An 18008-nucleotide genomic window follows, 5' to 3' on the forward strand; every position below is an offset into this window, starting at 1 on the left:
AGTGCAAGTGTGCACCGCGCCGCAACATCGCTGTAAAAAAAACGCCCCGGCATGCTGTGGCAAGACCGGGGCGGATGCTGGCGGCGGGTGTTCAGACCGCAACCGGCGCTTTGATGGCGGGATGCGGATCGTAACCTTCAATCTCAAAATCGTCGAAGCGATAGTCAAACAGCGAGGCAGGCTTGCGTTTAATCACCAGCTTCGGTAACGCACGCGGTTCGCGCGTCAGTTGCAGGCGCGCCTGCTCCAGGTGGTTGCTGTAAAGGTGCGTATCGCCGCCGGTCCAGACAAAGTCACCGACCTCCAGATCGCACTGTTGCGCGACCATATGCACCAGCAGCGCATAGCTGGCGATGTTAAACGGCAGCCCCAGGAAAATGTCGCAGGAACGCTGGTAAAGCTGACAGGAGAGCCTGCCATCCGCGACGTAGAACTGGAAAAAGGCATGGCACGGAGCCAGCGCCATTTCATCCAGTTCGCCCACGTTCCACGCCGAGACAATGATGCGGCGGGAATCCGGATCGCGCTTGATCTGTTCAATCACTTTGGTGATCTGATCAATCTCTTCGCCACGGGCGGTGCCCCAGCTACGCCACTGTTTGCCGTATACCGGTCCCAGATTGCCCTGCTCATCTGCCCACTCATCCCAGATAGAGACATTGTTTTCTTTCAGGTAACCAATGTTGGTGTCCCCTTGCAGAAACCACAGCAGCTCATGAATGATGGAGCGAACATGGCACTTTTTAGTCGTGACCAGGGGAAAGCCATCCTGCAGATTAAAACGCATCTGGTGACCAAAAATTGAAAGCGTGCCTGTACCGGTACGGTCAGATTTTGGTGTGCCTTCGTTCAGCACGTAGCGCATTAAGTCCAGATACTGTTTCATTTTTCCTCGTGAAGTTGTTGCTGCGGACGTCGACGGTACGCCCAAATCATCATAATCACACCGGCGATGATCATCGGCAGAGACAGTATTTGTCCCATGCTCAGGCCGCCGGTGAGCAAACCCAGTTGCGCGTCGGGCTGACGGAAGAACTCAACAATAAAGCGGAAGCAACCGTAGCCGATCAGGAACAGGCCGGACACGCTGCCCATCGGGCGGGGTTTGCGAATAAACAGGTTCAGGATAATGAACAACACAATGCCTTCAAGGAACAGTTCATAGAGCTGTGAAGGATGGCGCGGCAGGACGCCATAGGTGTTCAGCAGTGCCTGATATTGTGGGTTGTTAGCCGCCAGCGCGATATCTTCGCTGCGTGAGCCGGGGAACAGCATGGCGAAACGGAAATTGGGATCGACGCGGCCCCACAGTTCACCATTGATAAAGTTGCCCAGACGACCGGCGCCGAGGCCGAACGGAATCAGAGGGGCAATAAAATCAGCAACCTGGAAGAAATGACGTTTGGTACGGCGCGCAAAAATCAGCATCACCAGGATGACGCCAATCAGACCGCCGTGGAACGACATGCCGCCATCCCAGACTTTGAACAGGTAAAGCGGATTTTCCAGGAACAGCGGCAGGTTATAAAACAGCACGTAACCGATACGTCCGCCCAGGAAAACCCCCAGGAAGCCGGCATACAACAGGTTTTCGACTTCCTCTTTTTTCCAGCCGCTGCCGGGTTTGTTCGCGCGGCGCACCGCCAGCCACATGGCGAACACAAATCCCACCAGATACATCAACCCGTACCAGTGAAGCGAAAGCGGTCCGATTGAGAAAATCACCGGATCAAACTGTGGAAATGCGATGTAGCCGTTATTCATCATTCACCGTTTTTTTTCTGCCCTGAAAGGGGACGTGATGCACATAAATTAAGGCTGTGCATCATAGCACAGCCAGTTTTTTGCGTAGTCGCAGAAATGTAACCTGGGTTAACGCCCGCCGCGGATCAGACCGCCCAAACCACGCTGTTCCATAAACGCCGACATCATCTGGCGTACCTCCGTCGCTGACGAGGCTTTAAGCGCCTGGGTGCTGAGCTTCTGCGTTTCTTCGTAATCCAGATGACGCAGCAGGTATTTAACACGCGAGACGTTTTTCCCGTTCATACTGAGGTGGTGATATCCCATTCCCACCAACAGCGCCACGCAGGTCGGATCGCCCGCCATTTCACCACACAAACACAATTCCAGATTCGCCAAATGGGCTTCAACAGAAATGGCCTGCAGTGCGCGCAACATGGCCGGATGGAGGGAATCGTACAGATTCGCCACGCGCGTATTGTTACGATCGACCGCCAGCAAATACTGGGTCAGATCGTTGGTGCCTACCGAGATAAAATCAACACGCGAGGCCAGATGCGGGATCATAAACAGCATCGAGGGCACTTCAATCATGATGCCGATGCGCGGCTTCGGAATCGCATAGCCGAGCATCTCTTCCACTTCTGCCCCGGCACGCTGAATCAGCCGTTTGGCCTCGTCGATCTCATCAATGTGGCTGATCATCGGCAGTAAGATGCTCAGGTTGCCTGAGGCGGCATTCGCACGCAGCATCGCGCGCACCTGCACCAGAAAAATTTCCGGTTGATCGAGCGTCAATCGGATTCCGCGCCAGCCCAGACACGGGTTCTCCTCGCTAATCGGCATGTAAGGCAGTTGTTTATCGGCCCCGATATCCAGCGTACGCAGCGTAACGGGCTTGTCGTGAAAGAGCTGTAACATGCCCTGATACTGTGCCACCTGCTCTTCTTCTGACGGGAATCCGCTTTGCAGCATAAACGGGATTTCCGTACGGTAAAGACCGATGCCGTCAACCCAACTGCCCTGCGTTTGCTCATGCTCCGGGCTCAGTCCCGCATTAAGCATCACCTGTATGCGCTGACCGCTTCTCAGTTCTGCCGGTCTGTCTACACCGCCTTCAGCCATCTTGCTGAGGGCATTTTCTTCATTGATTAACCGCTGGTACTCCTGCACGATCACCGGTTCAGGGTCGATCAGCAGTTCACCACGATAGCCATCGACAATCAGCAGGCGCTTATTGAGCTGGCCGGGCTGAATGTCTGCGCCCATCACCGTGGGGATCCCCATGGCGCGGGTCAGGATCGCGGCGTGCGAATTCGCGGCGCCGTCACGCACCACAATACCGGCCAGGCGATCATGCGGGATCTCGGCGAGCGTTGTCGCTGTCAGCTCATCGGCTACCAATACAAAGCGTTCGGGCCAGGCATTGACGCCCACCAGGGAATCATCAAGGTGGAACAGTAACCGCTGCCCAAGCACCCGCAGATCGCCCGCGCGCTCTTTCAGATAGCTATCCGTCAGGCTGGCAAACTGCGCGGCAAACTTTTCAATCACGGTTTTGACTGCCCACTCGGCCACGGATCCGCGTTCGATCTCATCGAAGAGATCTTTTTTCAGGCGGGCATCCGTTAACAGGTGCGAGTAGAGATCGAAGATTGCCGCGCTTTCTTTCTGCGCGCTGGCAGAAAAGCGTTTACTGAAGCGACGAAACTCACTGGCGGCTTCACTCATCGCCAGTGACAAGCGCTCACGTTCGCGCAGTGGATCCAGCGTGGAGGCCGCGGAGACCTGATCGAGCAGGGGTTGGGTTTCATCCACCCAGCCCGGCGCAACCGCCACACCCGGTGCGGCCGCGATGGCGCGAACACGGGCCTGGCGATACTGGCCAAACAGCTGGCTCAGCTGCGATTGTGACAGCAGGGCCGCTAGCTGGGTGGCGAGCGTAACCAGAAAAGACTCTTCGCTTTCGTCGAACTGGCGATGCTCGCGCTGCTGCACCACCAGCACACCCAGAAGCTGGCGGCGGCTGATGATGGGCACACCAAGGAAAGAGCGATAGCGTTCTTCCTTAACGGAGGGGATGTATTTAAAGCTCGGATGGCTCTGCGCATCAGCCAGGTTGATAGGCTCGGCCAGGCGACCGACCAGGCCCACAATCCCTTCATCAAACGCCAGTTTCACCGTCAGGCCACGCGGTTTTTTCAGACCGCGCGTCGCCATCAGGTAATAACAGCGATGATCGTGATCGGCCAGATAAACGGAACAGACTTCCGTTTCCATAGCCAGACAGATCTCATTAACCAGGATGTCGAGTGCTTCGTTCAGACGGGGCGCACTCGCCACCTTTTCAACAATTTCTCGCAACTGAGTGAGCATAAAGGGCGTGGCCTATCCTCTTTTACGTCGATGGGCAGGATGATTTCGCTGCACCGCACTCTCCTGCATGGACATGACAACGCCTGCAAACTCCTTCATCACCCGACGGTACACATCGCGTTTAAAAGAGACAACCTGACGTACCGGATACCAAAAGCTCACCCAGCGCCAGCCGTCGAATTCCGGCGTGCTACTGTGTTGCACATTAATATCTGCATCACTGCACATCAACTGCAGAAGAAACCACTTTTGTTTCTGACCAATACAAACCGGTTTTGTGTCCCAACGCACCAAACGTTTTGGCAATTTGTAGCGCAACCAGTTACGGGTAGATGCAAGTATTCGGACATCCTTTCTGTGTAACCCTACTTCTTCGAACAATTCGCGATACATCGCCTGTTCTGCGGTTTCACCGGGATTGATGCCTCCCTGAGGAAATTGCCAGGAGTGCTGTCCAAAGCGCCTGGCCCATAACACTTGTCCCTGCCTGTTACAAATTACGATACCAACATTCGGGCGGTAGCCATCATCATCGATCACTGGACTACCTCAAAAGCTAAATTTGAATGGTCTGATTGTTTCACACTCCTTACAGGCGGTAAACCACTGGATTCACGGGCAATGGGGACCGTAATCTCGGGATAACTCACAGAAGAATGCAAAGTTATAAACAAAGCACCGAGAAAATATCGATCTTATTCACGTTTTCTGTGGATAGCTTTGTGTAGAACACGGGAGTTAACTGAATAACCCGTTGGGAGGAATCTGAATACGCTTTACTGTCATTCTGAAATAGCTATTGAAATATAAGACTATTTCTCTGCTGAGGTTTGAATAAATTCGTCTGAGTGACATTGTATAATGTCCTGTCGCTGACAATTGGCTAAATATCCACCACCCGGCTTTTTATCCACAGATATCGGTTCAAGCTTGCAGCAAACCGGCTAATTTTTGCTAAAAAACAGCAAAGTCAAGGCTGTAAATCGAACCAGTAACCCGTCTGATGCCAGGTTATCCCATCTTTCTGTGGATAACTGGTCATAAGATCCTGTTCATTGTTGATAGCAAGTTGGGATAACCTGACCCGTCGTTAACAGCATGAAGCGGTGCATTCTTAAAAAAGCACTATGTTTCATGTTATTATGCGCACCTTACCCTGCTCATTCCTGTGGAAAACCTGACAGGCCGCAGGGCGCTTATTTTTTAACCACATCGGGTTACGCATATGATCACTCTTCCAGAGCCACCTGAAAACGAATCGGTACTGTTCGCGCGGGCGCAGGCACTGGCAGGTTTACCTTTACACTGTCTGGCAGAACAGGCCGGCATTCCAACGCCAGCCAATCTGAAGCGCGATAAAGGCTGGGTGGGCATGCTGCTGGAATGGCATTTGGGGGCCAGCGCAGGCAGTAAAGCCGAGCAGGATTTTGCGCATCTGGGCATTGAGTTGAAAACCATCCCTGTCGATCGTGAAGGCAAACCGCTGGAAACCACATTTGTCTGCGTTGCACCGCTGACCGGTAACAGCGGCGTGACATGGGAAAACAGTCATGTTCGCCATAAGCTGGCTCGCGTACTATGGATGCCGGTTGAGGGTGAGCGTGATATTCCCCCTGGCGAGCGCCGGGTAGGCGCACCCTTGCTGTGGAGCCCGACGGCACAAGAAGAAGACATGCTGCGTCAGGACTGGGAAGAACTTATGGATATGATTGTGCTGGGTCAGGTGGAACGTATTACTGCCCGTCATGGTGCCTGGCTGCAAATTCGTCCCAAAGCGGCTAACAGCCGGGCCCTGACCGAAGGGATCGGCGAACAGGGACAGCCCATTATGACGTTACCGCGCGGGTTTTATCTCAAGAAAAGCTTTACCGCCCCGCTGCTTGCCCGCCATTTTCTTCTCTGAATCCCCTTTCCCCAGGCCATGCACTATTTAAATGTGAGTTCGACAGATTAGGTGCGTATAATCTTCGTTTACTTTTCGTTTAGGATACGAGTGCAGGTATGTTCGAGTGGATTTCCGATCCTAACGCCTGGCTGGCGTTGGGCACCCTGACCATTCTGGAAGTGGTTCTGGGCATTGATAACATTATCTTTTTGTCATTAGTGGTGGCAAAACTGCCTAAACATCAGCAGGCCCGCGCACGGCGCATTGGTCTGATGGGCGCGATGCTGATGCGGCTGGGACTGCTGGCCTCGATTGCCTGGGTAGCAAAACTGACCAATCCCCTGTTTACCCTTATGGATCATCCGTTCTCCGCACGCGATCTTATTCTGCTGTTTGGTGGCTTATTTCTGCTCTGGAAATCCAGCATGGAAATCCATGAAACTATCGAAGGTGAGGAAACCGAACACAAATCCAATGTGCATTCGTTCCTGGGAGCGATTGTGCAGATTATGTTGCTCGACATTATTTTCAGCCTCGACTCGGTTATTACAGCCGTCGGCCTTTCAGACCATCTGTTTATTATGATGGCCGCCGTGGTGATTGCCGTCTTAATGATGATGTTTGCGGCACGCAGTATTGGCGAATTTGTTGACCGTCATCCGTCGGTCAAAATGCTGGCGCTTTCTTTCCTGATTTTGGTGGGTTTCACCCTCATTCTGGAGAGTTTCGGCGTGCATGTACCAAAAGGTTACATTTATTTTGCCATGTTCTTCTCGATGGCCGTTGAGTGCCTTAACCTGATGCGCAGTAAGAAAAAAGTCAGCTAGCGTTGTCAAGGGCGGCGGCCTGCCGCCCACCTATTTTCAGATTGATACGATTAACCCAATCGGTAAAAGGATTTATTACTACAATTTTTTTACAGTGGACGCGTTGCGAGGATAAGCACAATGAAAGGGCTGAGTAAGATTATATTGGCGGCCGTTGCCGCAGTGACATTAGGTGGTTGTAGTTCTGATTATGTGATGGCGACAAAAGACGGTCGCATGATTATGACGGAAGGCAAACCGAGCATTGATAAGGAGACCGGACTGGTACAGTACACCGATCAGTCAGGCCATACGGTACAGATTAACAGTGATGAAGTATCAACCATCATTGAGCGTTAAATGCGAAACGAGCAGGCCTGTCGACCTTTCCCTCTCCGGCAGGCTGTTTCTCCTTGTTGTTTCCCTTTCTTAGCCGCTACGCCTCGCGCTATAGTCCCTTAAGACACAATATCCATCCTCAGAGAAAAGGAAGCCGGCAATGCATTATCACCGTATCCCCCATAGCACGCTGGAAGTGAGTCAGCTTGGATTGGGCACCATGACGTTTGGTGAGCAAAACAGCGAAGCCGACGCCCACGCGCAACTGGATCTTGCGATCAGTTCCGGCATCAACCTGATCGATACTGCCGAAATGTATCCGGTGCCGCCTCGCCCGGAAACCCAGGGCCTGACCGAAAAGTACATTGGCAGTTGGTTAAAAAAGACCGGCAGCCGCGATAAAATCATTCTCGCCAGTAAAGTCGCAGGGCCGACCCGCGGCAACGATGCCTCCATTCGCCCTAATATGGCGCTGGATCGTAAGAACATTCGCGAAGCGCTGGATGCCAGCCTGAAGCGCCTGAATACCGATTATATCGACCTGTACCAGCTGCACTGGCCGCAGCGCCAGACCAACTTCTTTGGCAAACTTGGCTATCAGTACAGCGCTTCCAGCGTCCCGGTGACCCTGCTGGAAACGCTGGAAGCGCTGGCAGAACAGGTGCGGGCCGGTAAAATTCGCTACATCGGCGTCTCTAATGAAACCCCCTGGGGCGTGATGCGTTACCTGCAACTGGCAGAAAAGCATGAGTTACCGCGCATTGTTTCTATTCAGAATCCCTACAGCCTGCTGAACCGCAGTTTTGAGGTGGGCCTGGCGGAAATCAGCCAGCATGAAGGCGTGGAACTGCTGGCCTATTCGTGCCTGGCTTTTGGTACGCTAAGTGGGAAATACCTGAACGGTGCACAGCCTGCTGGTGCACGTAATACCTTGTTTAGCCGGTTTACCCGCTACAGTGGCGAGCAGTCTCAGCTGGCAGTCGCAGAATATGTGGCGCTGGCAAACAAGCATCAGATCGATCCCTCGCAAATGGCCCTGGCGTTTGTTCGCCAGCAGCCGTTTGTTTCCAGCACGCTGCTGGGCGCCACCACGCTGGATCAGTTAAAGATCAATATCGACAGCGCCAACCTGACGCTCAGTAGTGAGATTCTGGAAGAGCTTGAGGCGATTCACCGCCGTTATACCTACCCAGCACCGTGATGCCATGTGCCAGCCGCAAGTGCGGCTGGCAGTTCTGACTGACAGCCTGCGTTAACCCAATTCCAGAGCCAGCAGATCCTCGATACGCTGCGCGCGACGAATCTCGCGTGGCGTGCCGTTTTCAAACAGGATTTCCGGAATCAGCGGTCGACTGTTGTAGTTAGAGGACATGGACGCACCGTACGCCCCGGTATCGTGGAACACCAGATAGTCGCCGACTTTCGCGTCGGGAATCGCCCGGGTTTCCACTTTGCCCCCTTCAAGCTGAGTAAACACATCGCCGGACTCGCAAAGTGGCCCCGCGACAACGCTTTCACGCGTGTCCTGTTCATCAATCTTTCGGTTGTCGCCAGCCATCAGGGAGATATGGTGATAGCTGCCGTACATCGATGGTCGCATGAGATCGCTGAATCCGGCATCCACCAGCACAAAGTGACGGCTGCCCATCTCTTTAACGGCCCTCACCTGCGACACCAGCACGCCTGACTCCGCCACCAGGAAACGGCCCGGTTCAATTTCCAGCTTCACGGCGTGACCCAGATGTGAGGCAATACGCTGGCGCGCGGCGTCCCACAGGCCAAAATAGTGTTCGGTATCGATCGCTTCCTCCCCATAGTGATAGGGAATGGATAAACCGCCGCCCGCAGAAATCGCCTCCAGATCCTGACCGAACGCCACCACCAGATCGACCATGGCATCGCAGACCTGCTGCAGGTGCGCATAGTCCACGCCCGAGCCGATATGCATGTGAATGCCGATCAGGCGCAATCCATATTGCTCAATCGCCGCCTGAGCAGCAGGCAAATCACTCGGCCAGATGCCGTGTTTACTGTTTTCACCGCCGGTATTGGTTTTCTGGCTGTGGCCATGACCAAATCCCGGATTGATACGCAGCCAGACCGCGTGCCCTGGCGAAACCGCACCCAGCTGATGCAGCATATCGACCGAACCGGCATTCACCGGCACCTTTAGTTCTGCAACTCTGGCGAGTGTAGGTTCATCCAGCACGTCAGCCGTAAACACGATGTCGTCACCGCCGGGCGTAAAACCAGCCACGAGGGCGCGCTCAATTTCGCCCAGCGAAACGGAATCCACTTTAACCCCGGCCGATTTCATAAGGCGCAGGATGTGCGTATTTGAACAGGCTTTTTGAGCAAAGCGCACCACATCAAAAGCGTGAAGCTGTGCAATACGCTGCTGAATCACCTGCGCATCATAAGCCCAGAACGGGCCAGAATACTGGCGGGCAAGCGGCAGCAGATGATCAACGTTGAGGGCGGTTTCTGTGGTGTTTAACGGACGCGGCATAGCATGTCTCCTGTGGCAATCCTCCTATTAAGCCAGATTCGTGCCATGCCGAAAAATATCTGTTTTAATAGCATCTATGCATAAATGATATGGGATATCCCATGGCCACGATTAACTGGCGCCACATCGAGATCTTTCATGCCGTGATGACCAGCGGCAACCTCACCCAGGCCGCCACGCTGCTGCAAACCTCACAGCCCACGGTCAGCCGTGAACTGGCGCGGCTTGAACGGCAGTTGAGTCTGCAACTGTTTGAGCGCGTGCGTGGCCGTCTGCAACCGACGGTGCAGGGACTACGCCTGTTTGAAGAGGTGCAGCGCTCGTGGTATGGGCTGGACCGCATTATGGATGCGGCAGAAGGTTTGCGGCAGTTTCGTCAGGGCGAGCTGTCGATTGCCTGTCTGCCGGCCTTCTCACAGTCGTTGCTGCCGCCCATTTGTCAGACGTTTTTACAACGCTATCCCGACGTCAGCCTGAACATCATTCCGCAGGATTCACCGCTGCTGGAAGAGTGGCTGTCGGCGCAGCGCTATGATTTGGGCCTGACAGAAACGCTGCACGCACCTGCCGGTACCGATCGCCAGGCTTTACTGACCTGCGATGAAGTCTGTGTCTTACCGAAACAGCATCCTCTGGCGCAGCGCAACTTACTTACGCCGCAGGATTTTGCGGGTGAGAACTATGTCAGCCTGTCACGTACGGACAGCTATCGGCAGTTACTGGATGCACTGTTTCATGAGCAAGGCGTGACTCGCAGGATGGTGATGGAAACCCATAGCGCAGCCTCGGTGTGCGCGATGGTGCAGGCTGGCGTGGGTATTTCTGTCGTTAATCCGCTGACAGCACTCGATTATGCTGACAGCGGGATCGTCATGCGTCCGTTTAGCGTGGCGGTGCCCTTTACCGTCAGTCTGGTCCGGCCGCGCCACCGGCCGGCTTCAGCACTGGTTGACGCGTTTGCGGCGCACCTTCAACATCAGATTGCCCGTTTTCCGGCGCTGATTGCGGCCAGGCTGGTTTAGGCGTGAACGCTGGCCGCCGCGCCGCCTGATTTACGGAAGGTGATCACGCAGACGATCAGCCCCACCGCCGCCAGCGCGGCCGCGGCAACCGGCACGCTGGTCAGCCCATAGCCCCGGGCGATAACCGCTCCGCCTACCCAGGCACCCAGTGCATTCCCGACATTAAAGGCCGAAATGTTCAGGGTCGACACCAGATTTGGTGCCTCCTTACCGTGGCGCACGACATTTATCTGCAAGCCGGGTACCGTAGCGAAGGTAGCCATCGCCCAAAGGAACAAGGTGATTTCCGCCAGCCACAGCGCATGGCTGGTCCAGCTAAACAGTAGTGAGAACAGCGCGATCAGCAGGAAACTGCCTGTCAGGCTGAGCGCCACATTGCGGTCGGCCAGTTTGCCGCCCAAAATATTGCCTGCCGTCAGCCCCGCCCCAATCAGGAACAGAGTCCAGCTCACGCCATGATCGCTGATGCCGGTGACCTGCAACAGCAACGGCGCAATATAGCTGAACAGCGTAAACATGGCGGCAGCAAAACAGACCGTCATCAGTAACGACAGCCACAGTTTACCGTTTGCCAGCGCGCTGATTTCGCTGGCCAGATTGACGGGCTTCTCGTTTTTATTTCCCGGCAGGCTGGTGATCAACGCAATAAAGGCCAGCACACCAATTACCGCAACGCCCCAGAAGGTGGCACGCCAGCCAAACAGCTGACCAAACCAGGTCCCCAATGGCACGCCTAATACGTTGGCTAACGTCAGGCCGGTAAACATCAGCGCCACGGCGGACGCCTGGCGATCGGCAGCCACCAGACTGGCAGCCACCACAGCGCCAATGCCAAAAAACGCACCGTGACAGAGGGCGGTAATCACCCGCGCCAGCATCAGAAGGTTGTAGCTGTACGCCAGCGCGCACAACAGGTTACCGATGATGAAGATGGCCATTAACAGAATCAGCGTTTTCTTGCGTGGCAGTTTCGCGGTCAACAGTGCCATGACCGGCGCGCCAATGGCCACGCCCAGGGCATAGCCGCTGATGAGCCAGCCCGCTGACGGAATGGTCACCTGTAAATCGTTTGCCACTTCCGGCAGTAACCCCATAATAACGAACTCAGTGGTTCCGATGGCGAACGCACTCAGCGCCAATGCCAGTAATGCCACAGGCATAACACTCTCCCAAATATGATTATTGCGACGCGGTTGCTTCCGCGTGCATCGCGATGAACAGGCTATAATTTATGATCTCTGTCACATTCTGTATTACACCATAGCTGACTGTCATCGGATACTCACACAGAGGCAACACTGTATTGCAGGAAAGGCAATAATTGACAGTAAGATGAACTATGCTTATTAAACATGAGGTTAAGGAGAAAGGGATAGCCCGCCACTTAAAACAAGCAGAAAGGTTGCCAGCGAAGTAGCCGTTTTTTAGCTAATACCGATTTTAGTTATCAATAAAGTATTAGCGTTGCCGATAAAGCTCTTATGAATCGCCAGATGAAATGCAGTCCAACTGACGCGGAGAGAGAATAATGCAACGGCTTACCCTCTTACTGGTACTGGGCTTAACGGGTTGCTCAGTCGGTCACTATGAGTACAGTAAAGAAGCTGAAAAGCGGGTTGATATGACCGTTACCGGCATTCCAACCATCATGGGGCTGGGCACGCTGGGTACGACCATTCCCCTGACCCCGGACTACAGCCTCACGGCGGCCCACGTGGCGAAATATTCGCTTTACCGGGTGAAAGCCTGGCATCCGGAGTGCGACCTGGCGGTGGTCTACCACAAGAACAGCGAAGCCAACCTTCCTCCTGCCTTCCGTAACAGCCACATTGGCGATAAGGTGAACCTTTACGGGTACAGCTTTATCTCGGCCATGCCGGTCAGCTCAACCGGTCAGAATCTGGTGAATACCACGCTGGCCAATGACTGGAACAAAGCTAACTGTGTGGTGGTGGCAGCGAATGCCGGCGTAGTTAAAGGGATGTCTGGTGGCGCGGTTTACAATGCTTCTGACGACACACTGGCTGGCGTGATTGTCGGCTACAGCCAGCGCATTAACGATAACCACAGCGGCAAGACGTTGTATAAAGACGTCGCCCTCTATGTTCCTTACTCTCGCTTTCAGCACTGGCTGGATGACGCCGTAAAATCTTAATTTTTGTCGGGCAAACCGGGATGCTTGCCCATCGTCTGTTCAGGCGGATTCAGCCACCTGTCCTCACGGGTTGCTTCGTAGTCCGGATTGAGCGGATAAGTAATACGGTTTTCGGGTTTGCTCACCTCGCCCACCACTAAAAAGCGCGCCTCATGGTCGCGGTTGTTGATAAAGGTATGGCAGATGCCGGTTCCGGCCGGAAAAGCAACGGCATCGCCCGGCGACAGCGGGTACAACTCACCGTTTATCCAGGCGTCAGGATGACCTTCAAGCACAAAGATAAACTCTTCTTCCGCGCTCTCCGCGTGCGGATAGGACATGCGGCGTCCGGGCAACAGCCTTTCATGGTGAATGCCGAGGCGGGTTAACCCCAGTAACCGCCCCAGTGGCGCGCCAATCGACATACGCTCATCGCTGTCAGAATAGTGTTCGTTATCGTCGCCTTCCAGCGTCTGCCAGTGGCGAATACAGTCGGGACGTTGTGTCATCGTGGTTGGCTCCCTGTTGAGATTTCAGTCTGGCAGAGGGAGCGGGATGACTCAAGCACGGCATCGCGAACAGCAGAAAGAAAAAAGGCCGGGATAACCCGGCCTTTTTACAGAACAACAAGACTTATTTAGCGCCAGGACGCAGCGCCGGGAACAGGATCACGTCACGGATGGTATGGCTGTTGGTAAACAGCATCACCATCCGGTCGATACCAATGCCTAAACCTGCCGTTGGCGGTAAGCCGTGTTCCAGTGCAGTAACGTAGTCTTCGTCATAGAACATGGCTTCATCATCGCCCGCGTCTTTGGCATTAACCTGCTGCAGGAAGCGATCAGCCTGATCCTGCGCATCGTTAAGCTCAGAGAAGCCGTTGCCGATTTCACGTCCGCCGATAAAGAACTCGAAACGGTCGGTGATTTCCGGGTTTTCATCGTTACGACGAGCGAGCGGAGAAACTTCCGCCGGGTATTCGGTAATGAAGGTAGGCTGAATCAGGTGCGCTTCTGCGGTTTCCTCAAAAATCTCGGTCACCACGCGGCCTAAGCCCCAGCTTTTCTCGACTTTGATGCCGATGGCCTGAGCGACTGCCACGGCTTTATCGAAATCGTCAAGATCGGCCAGATCGGTTTCCGGACGGTATTTTTTGATGGCTTCACGCATGGTGAGCTTTTCAAACGGCTTGCCGAAATCGAATTCCTGCTCACCATAAGGCACGACGGTGCTGCCCAGCACATCCTGCGCCAGCGTGCGGAACAGGCTTTCGGTCAGTTCGATCAGATCCTTATAATCCGCATACGCCATATAGAGTTCCATCATGGTGAACTCTGGATTATGACGTGGCGAAATCCCTTCGTTACGGAAGTTACGGTTGATCTCAAACACGCGGTCAAAACCGCCCACAACCAGACGTTTCAGATACAGCTCTGGCGCAATACGCAGGTACATATCGATATCCAGCGCATTATGATGCGTGATAAACGGACGCGCTGATGCGCCACCCGGAATCACCTGCATCATTGGCGTTTCCACTTCCATAAAGTCGCGAGCGACCATGAACTGGCGAATACCGGCCATAATCTGAGAGCGAATTTTGAAGGTGTTGCGTGATTCATCGTTGGCGATGAGATCAAGATAACGCTGACGATAACGTGTTTCCTGATCGGCCAGGCCGTGAAACTTATCAGGCAACGGACGCAGCGCTTTGGTCAGTAAACGCAGTTCTGAACAGTGAACAGACAGCTCGCCGGTTTTAGTTTTGAACAACTTACCGCGTGCGCCGAGGATATCGCCCAGATCCCACTTTTTGAACTGCTCGTTATAGATGCCTTCAGGCAGATCGTCACGTGCTACGTACAGCTGAATGCGGCCGCCAACGTCCTGCAGGGTGATGAAAGACGCTTTGCCCATAATACGGCGCGTCATCATACGGCCCGCCACGCTGACCTCAATGCCTAAGTCTTCCAGCTCTTCGTTACTCTTCTCGTCATAGCTGGCGTGCAGCCGATCGGAGGTGGTATCACGACGAAAATCGTTAGGAAACGCCACGCCGTTTTCACGCAGCACGCTCAGTTTCTCGCGACGCGTTTTCAGTTCGTTATTTAACTCAAGTGCGACGTCAGCGCTCTGCGGTTGTTGTTCAGACATGTCGGTTCCTTATAGCCCTGCTTTTAAACTTGCTTCAATGAAACGGTCCAGATCGCCATCCAGAACCGCCTGCGTATTACGCGTTTCCACGCCGGTACGCAGATCTTTAATTCGTGAGTCGTCCAGAACGTAAGAACGGATCTGGCTTCCCCAGCCGATATCCGACTTATTGTCTTCCAGCGCCTGCTTCTCGGCATTTTTTTTCTGCATCTCAAGCTCGTACAGCTTCGCCTTCATCTGCTTCATCGCCTGATCTTTGTTTTTGTGCTGAGAGCGGTCATTTTGACACTGCGTGACCGTACCGGTCGGAATATGGGTGATACGCACCGCAGATTCCGTCCGGTTAACGTGCTGACCACCGGCACCGGAGGCACGGTAAACGTCAATGCGCAGGTCTGCCGGGTTAATGTCGATATCGATATCGTCATCGACTTCCGGGTAGATAAACGCGGAGCTGAATGAGGTATGGCGGCGACCACCGGAGTCAAACGGACTCTTACGAACAAGGCGATGAACGCCTGTCTCGGTGCGTAACCAGCCAAACGCATAATCGCCCGACACGCGAATGGTTACCGATTTAATGCCCGCCACTTCGCCTTCGGACTCTTCAATAATCTCGGTTTTGAAGCCTTTCGCTTCGGCCCAACGCAGATACATACGCATCAGCATGCTGGCCCAGTCCTGCGCCTCGGTGCCGCCGGAGCCAGCCTGCAAGTCGATATAACAGTCTGCGCTGTCGTACTCACCTGAGAACATACGGCGGAATTCGAGTTCACCCAGTTTAACGTCCAGCGCGTCCAGTTCTTCGACCGCTTCGTTAAAGGTTTCTTCGTCATCGGCTTCCACAGCCAGATCAAGCAGGCCCTGTACGTCTTCCAGCCCCTGCGTCATCTGATCCAGCGTATTCACGATTGCTTCGAGAGAGGAGCGCTCTTTACCCAACGCCTGGGCGCGTTCAGGTTCGTTCCAGACGTCAGACTGTTCGAGTTCTGCGTTTACTTCTTCAAGGCGTTCTTTCTTGGCATCGTAGTCAAAGATACCCCCGAAGAACGTCGCTGCGCTCGGTGAGGTCCTGAATACGGTATTTGACCGGATTAATTTCAAACATGTGTTTAGCGTCTTTTTAACGTTTGATGGAATAAGAAATGTAACCTGCGAGTTTACCCGAAACCGGCGACAGTTTGTAGCGTTGAGAAAATGCGCAGGGTGTAAACGTTTGGGACAGGCTGTGCTGAAAGGGAGGGAGGCAACGTCAGAAAGGCCTGGCGGACGGACTCCCGTCCGTCCACCTTCATCCGTTAACTGAGCGGCCAGAGATGTTCAATAATCAACTGCACTGAGCGGTTACCGCGATATTCATTGATATCCAGCCGGTACGCCAGTTCAACCTCGCGAACGCTGCTGTCAGGCCACAGCGTGGTATCTACGTTAAACGCGATACCGTCGATCAATGGCCCGCCGCCCAGTGGCTCCACCATGACTTTCAGATGACGTTCCCCCACCAGCCGCTGTTGCAACAGCCGGAATTTGCCGTCAAACGCAGGCTCCGGAAAGGCCTGTCCCCAGGGACCGGCATCGCGCAGCATTTCGGCGGTCTCCAGAGAAAACTCAGCGGGTTGTAACGCGCCATCAGACCACATCACCCCTTGCAGCGCTTCGCCAGCCAGCCAGTCGCCGACCAGTTCAGCGAACCGCTGACGAAACTCCTCGTAGCGCGCCTCCTCCAGCGACAGCCCGGCCGCCATGGCGTGACCACCAAACTTCTGCATCAGCCCGGGGTGGAGCGTATCAAGCCGTTCCAGGGCATCCCGCAGGTGCAGGCCCGCAATCGAACGTCCCGAGCCTTTCAGCATGCCGTCGCCCGCAGGCGCAAAGGCGATGACCGGACGGTGAAAACGCTCTTTGAGCCGGGAAGCCAGAATACCTACCACGCCCTGATGCCATTCGGGATGATAAAAGGCCAGCCCCAGCGGCAAATCGGTTTGCTCACGCTCCAGCGTCTGACAGAGCGCCAGCGCCTCGCTTTGCATACCCTGTTCAATCTCTTTGCGCATCTGATTGAGCGCATCCAGCTCGCTGGCTAGCATACGCGACTGGCTGAGATCGTCCGTCAGTAACAGCGCGACGCCGACTGACATATCGTCGAGCCTTCCGGCCGCATTCAGCCGCGGTCCCAGCGCAAACCCCAGGTCGCTGGCGGCCAGCTGGCGCGCATCGCGATTGGCGATTTCCAGTAGCGCCTTGATGCCCGGTCGGCATTTACCGGCACGAATGCGGCTCAGGCCCTGCCAGACCAAAATACGGTTATTTGCATCCAGCGGCACGACATCCGCAACCGTGCCCAGCGCCACCAGATCGAGCAGGTCAGCCAGGTTAGGTTCTGCCCGCGTGACGCCAAACCAGCCCTGGGTTCGCAGATGGGCACGCAGCGCCATCATCAGGTAAAAGGCCACACCAACGCCTGCCAGCGCACGCGACGGGAAAGTGCAATCAGGCAGGTTTGGGTTAACGATAGCGTCCGCGTCAGGCAGCGTTTCGCCGGGTAAATGGTGGTCGGTCACCAGCACCGCAATCCCGTGCGCATGCGCGACGGCGACGCCAGCATGAGAGGAAATACCGTTATCGACAGTGAGGATCATCTCCGCGCCGCGCGCTTTCGCCTGTTCGACAACCTCAGGACTGAGGCCGTATCCATCCTCAAACCGGTTAGGTACCAGATACTGAACATTGCTGCATCCCATGCTGCGCAGAGCCAGTACGGTAAGCGCGGTACTGGTGGCACCGTCAGCATCAAAATCGCCGACGACCATAATACAGCGTCCATCCAGCAGCGCTTCATGCAGCAAGGCGACGGCCTTATCAATACCGCTCAGCGCACTAAACGGCAGCAGGTTTTTCGCGCCTCTTTCAAGCTGAGCGGCATCACTGACGCCGCGTTGCAAATAAAGCCGACGCAGAAGCGGCGGCAAATCAGCAGGGAGCCCGGGCAAATCCGGTACCGCCTCACGACGACGTAATTCGACTTCGTGCTTTACCACGC

The 18008-nt window shown here is 54.7% G+C and carries 16 protein-coding genes; 6 read left to right on the forward strand and 10 right to left on the reverse strand.

All coding sequences use genetic code 11. From position 1 onward, the window contains the following. Positions 1-91: 91 nt before the first annotated feature. From thyA to rppH, 4 genes are all read right to left on the reverse strand, one after another. Complete coding sequence (thyA, locus tag C1N64_RS19240) at positions 92-886, reverse strand: thymidylate synthase (protein ID WP_058702202.1); 795 nt, start codon at positions 884-886, stop codon at positions 92-94. Further along, positions 883-1764 (reverse strand): prolipoprotein diacylglyceryl transferase, encoded by an 882-nt coding sequence (lgt, locus tag C1N64_RS19245; protein ID WP_033739682.1) that lies wholly within the window; start codon positions 1762-1764, stop codon positions 883-885. The genes thyA and lgt overlap by 4 nt, the downstream gene beginning before the upstream one ends. A 108-nt stretch (positions 1765-1872) precedes the next feature. Beyond that, entirely contained in the window at positions 1873-4119 is a 2247-nt protein-coding gene (gene ptsP / locus C1N64_RS19250) for a phosphoenolpyruvate--protein phosphotransferase (protein WP_006120799.1), read from the reverse strand. Between the two features lie 12 nt (positions 4120-4131). Next, positions 4132-4659, reverse strand: coding sequence for an RNA pyrophosphohydrolase (gene rppH, locus C1N64_RS19255; RefSeq protein ID WP_006120800.1), 528 nt, complete (start codon positions 4657-4659; stop codon positions 4132-4134). A 685-nt stretch (positions 4660-5344) separates the two neighbouring features. On the opposite strand from rppH, the gene mutH reads away from it, so the two are divergent. The 4 genes from mutH (at position 5345) to C1N64_RS19275 (ending at position 8350) form a co-directional block, all read left to right on the forward strand. After that, positions 5345-6022, forward strand: coding sequence for a DNA mismatch repair endonuclease MutH (gene mutH, locus C1N64_RS19260; RefSeq protein ID WP_006120801.1), 678 nt, complete (start codon positions 5345-5347; stop codon positions 6020-6022). Positions 6023-6120: 98 nt separating this feature from the next. Further along, positions 6121-6831 carry a TerC family protein gene (locus C1N64_RS19265; RefSeq protein ID WP_006120802.1) on the forward strand — a complete coding sequence of 237 codons (711 nt, stop codon included), beginning with the start codon at positions 6121-6123 and terminating at the stop codon, positions 6829-6831. A 120-nt stretch (positions 6832-6951) separates the two neighbouring features. Next, on the forward strand, positions 6952-7170 hold the full coding sequence (locus C1N64_RS19270; protein WP_006120803.1) for a YgdI/YgdR family lipoprotein: 219 nt from the start codon (positions 6952-6954) through the stop codon (positions 7168-7170). 139 nt (positions 7171-7309) lie between these two features. Further along, positions 7310-8350 carry an NADP(H)-dependent aldo-keto reductase gene (locus tag C1N64_RS19275; protein ID WP_006120804.1) on the forward strand — a complete coding sequence of 347 codons (1041 nt, stop codon included), beginning with the start codon at positions 7310-7312 and terminating at the stop codon, positions 8348-8350. A 51-nt stretch (positions 8351-8401) separates the two neighbouring features. On the opposite strand, the gene lysA is transcribed toward C1N64_RS19275, so the two are convergent. After that, positions 8402-9658, reverse strand: coding sequence for a diaminopimelate decarboxylase (lysA, locus tag C1N64_RS19280; RefSeq protein ID WP_367143675.1), 1257 nt, complete (start codon positions 9656-9658; stop codon positions 8402-8404). A 101-nt stretch (positions 9659-9759) separates the two neighbouring features. On the opposite strand from lysA, the gene C1N64_RS19285 reads away from it, so the two are divergent. Beyond that, entirely contained in the window at positions 9760-10680 is a 921-nt protein-coding gene (locus tag C1N64_RS19285; protein ID WP_006120806.1) for a LysR family transcriptional regulator, read from the forward strand. Here the strand turns inward: C1N64_RS19285 and C1N64_RS19290 are convergent. Then, positions 10677-11840 carry an MFS transporter gene (locus C1N64_RS19290; protein WP_006120807.1) on the reverse strand — a complete coding sequence of 388 codons (1164 nt, stop codon included), beginning with the start codon at positions 11838-11840 and terminating at the stop codon, positions 10677-10679. The two genes, C1N64_RS19285 and C1N64_RS19290, sit on opposite strands and share 4 nt — an antisense overlap. 368 nt (positions 11841-12208) lie before the next feature. Between C1N64_RS19290 and C1N64_RS19295 the strand changes: the two genes are divergently transcribed. Continuing rightward, positions 12209-12835 (forward strand): hypothetical protein, encoded by a 627-nt coding sequence (locus C1N64_RS19295; RefSeq protein WP_006120808.1) that lies wholly within the window; start codon positions 12209-12211, stop codon positions 12833-12835. Here C1N64_RS19295 and C1N64_RS19300 read toward each other — a convergent pair. From C1N64_RS19300 to recJ, 4 genes are all read right to left on the reverse strand, one after another. Then, positions 12832-13323: a cupin domain-containing protein gene (locus C1N64_RS19300; protein ID WP_039338424.1), complete on the reverse strand. Its 492-nt coding sequence runs from the start codon at positions 13321-13323 to the stop codon at positions 12832-12834. The genes C1N64_RS19295 and C1N64_RS19300 overlap by 4 nt on opposite strands. A 124-nt stretch (positions 13324-13447) precedes the next feature. Then, on the reverse strand, positions 13448-14968 hold the full coding sequence (gene lysS, locus C1N64_RS19305; protein ID WP_033739607.1) for a lysine--tRNA ligase: 1521 nt from the start codon (positions 14966-14968) through the stop codon (positions 13448-13450). 9 nt (positions 14969-14977) lie between these two features. Then, positions 14978-16076 (reverse strand): peptide chain release factor 2 gene (gene prfB / locus C1N64_RS19310; protein WP_100208631.1). Its coding sequence is split into 2 segments (ribosomal slippage): positions 14978-16000 and positions 16002-16076, totalling 1098 coding nucleotides; the frame shifts between segments, so codons are not numbered across the junction. A 190-nt stretch (positions 16077-16266) separates the two neighbouring features. Continuing rightward, positions 16267-18006, reverse strand: coding sequence for a single-stranded-DNA-specific exonuclease RecJ (recJ, locus tag C1N64_RS19315; RefSeq protein WP_039338426.1), 1740 nt, complete (start codon positions 18004-18006; stop codon positions 16267-16269). Between the last annotated feature and the right edge of the window lie 2 nt (positions 18007-18008).

The organism is Pantoea sp. SGAir0215 (genome assembly GCF_043543215.1).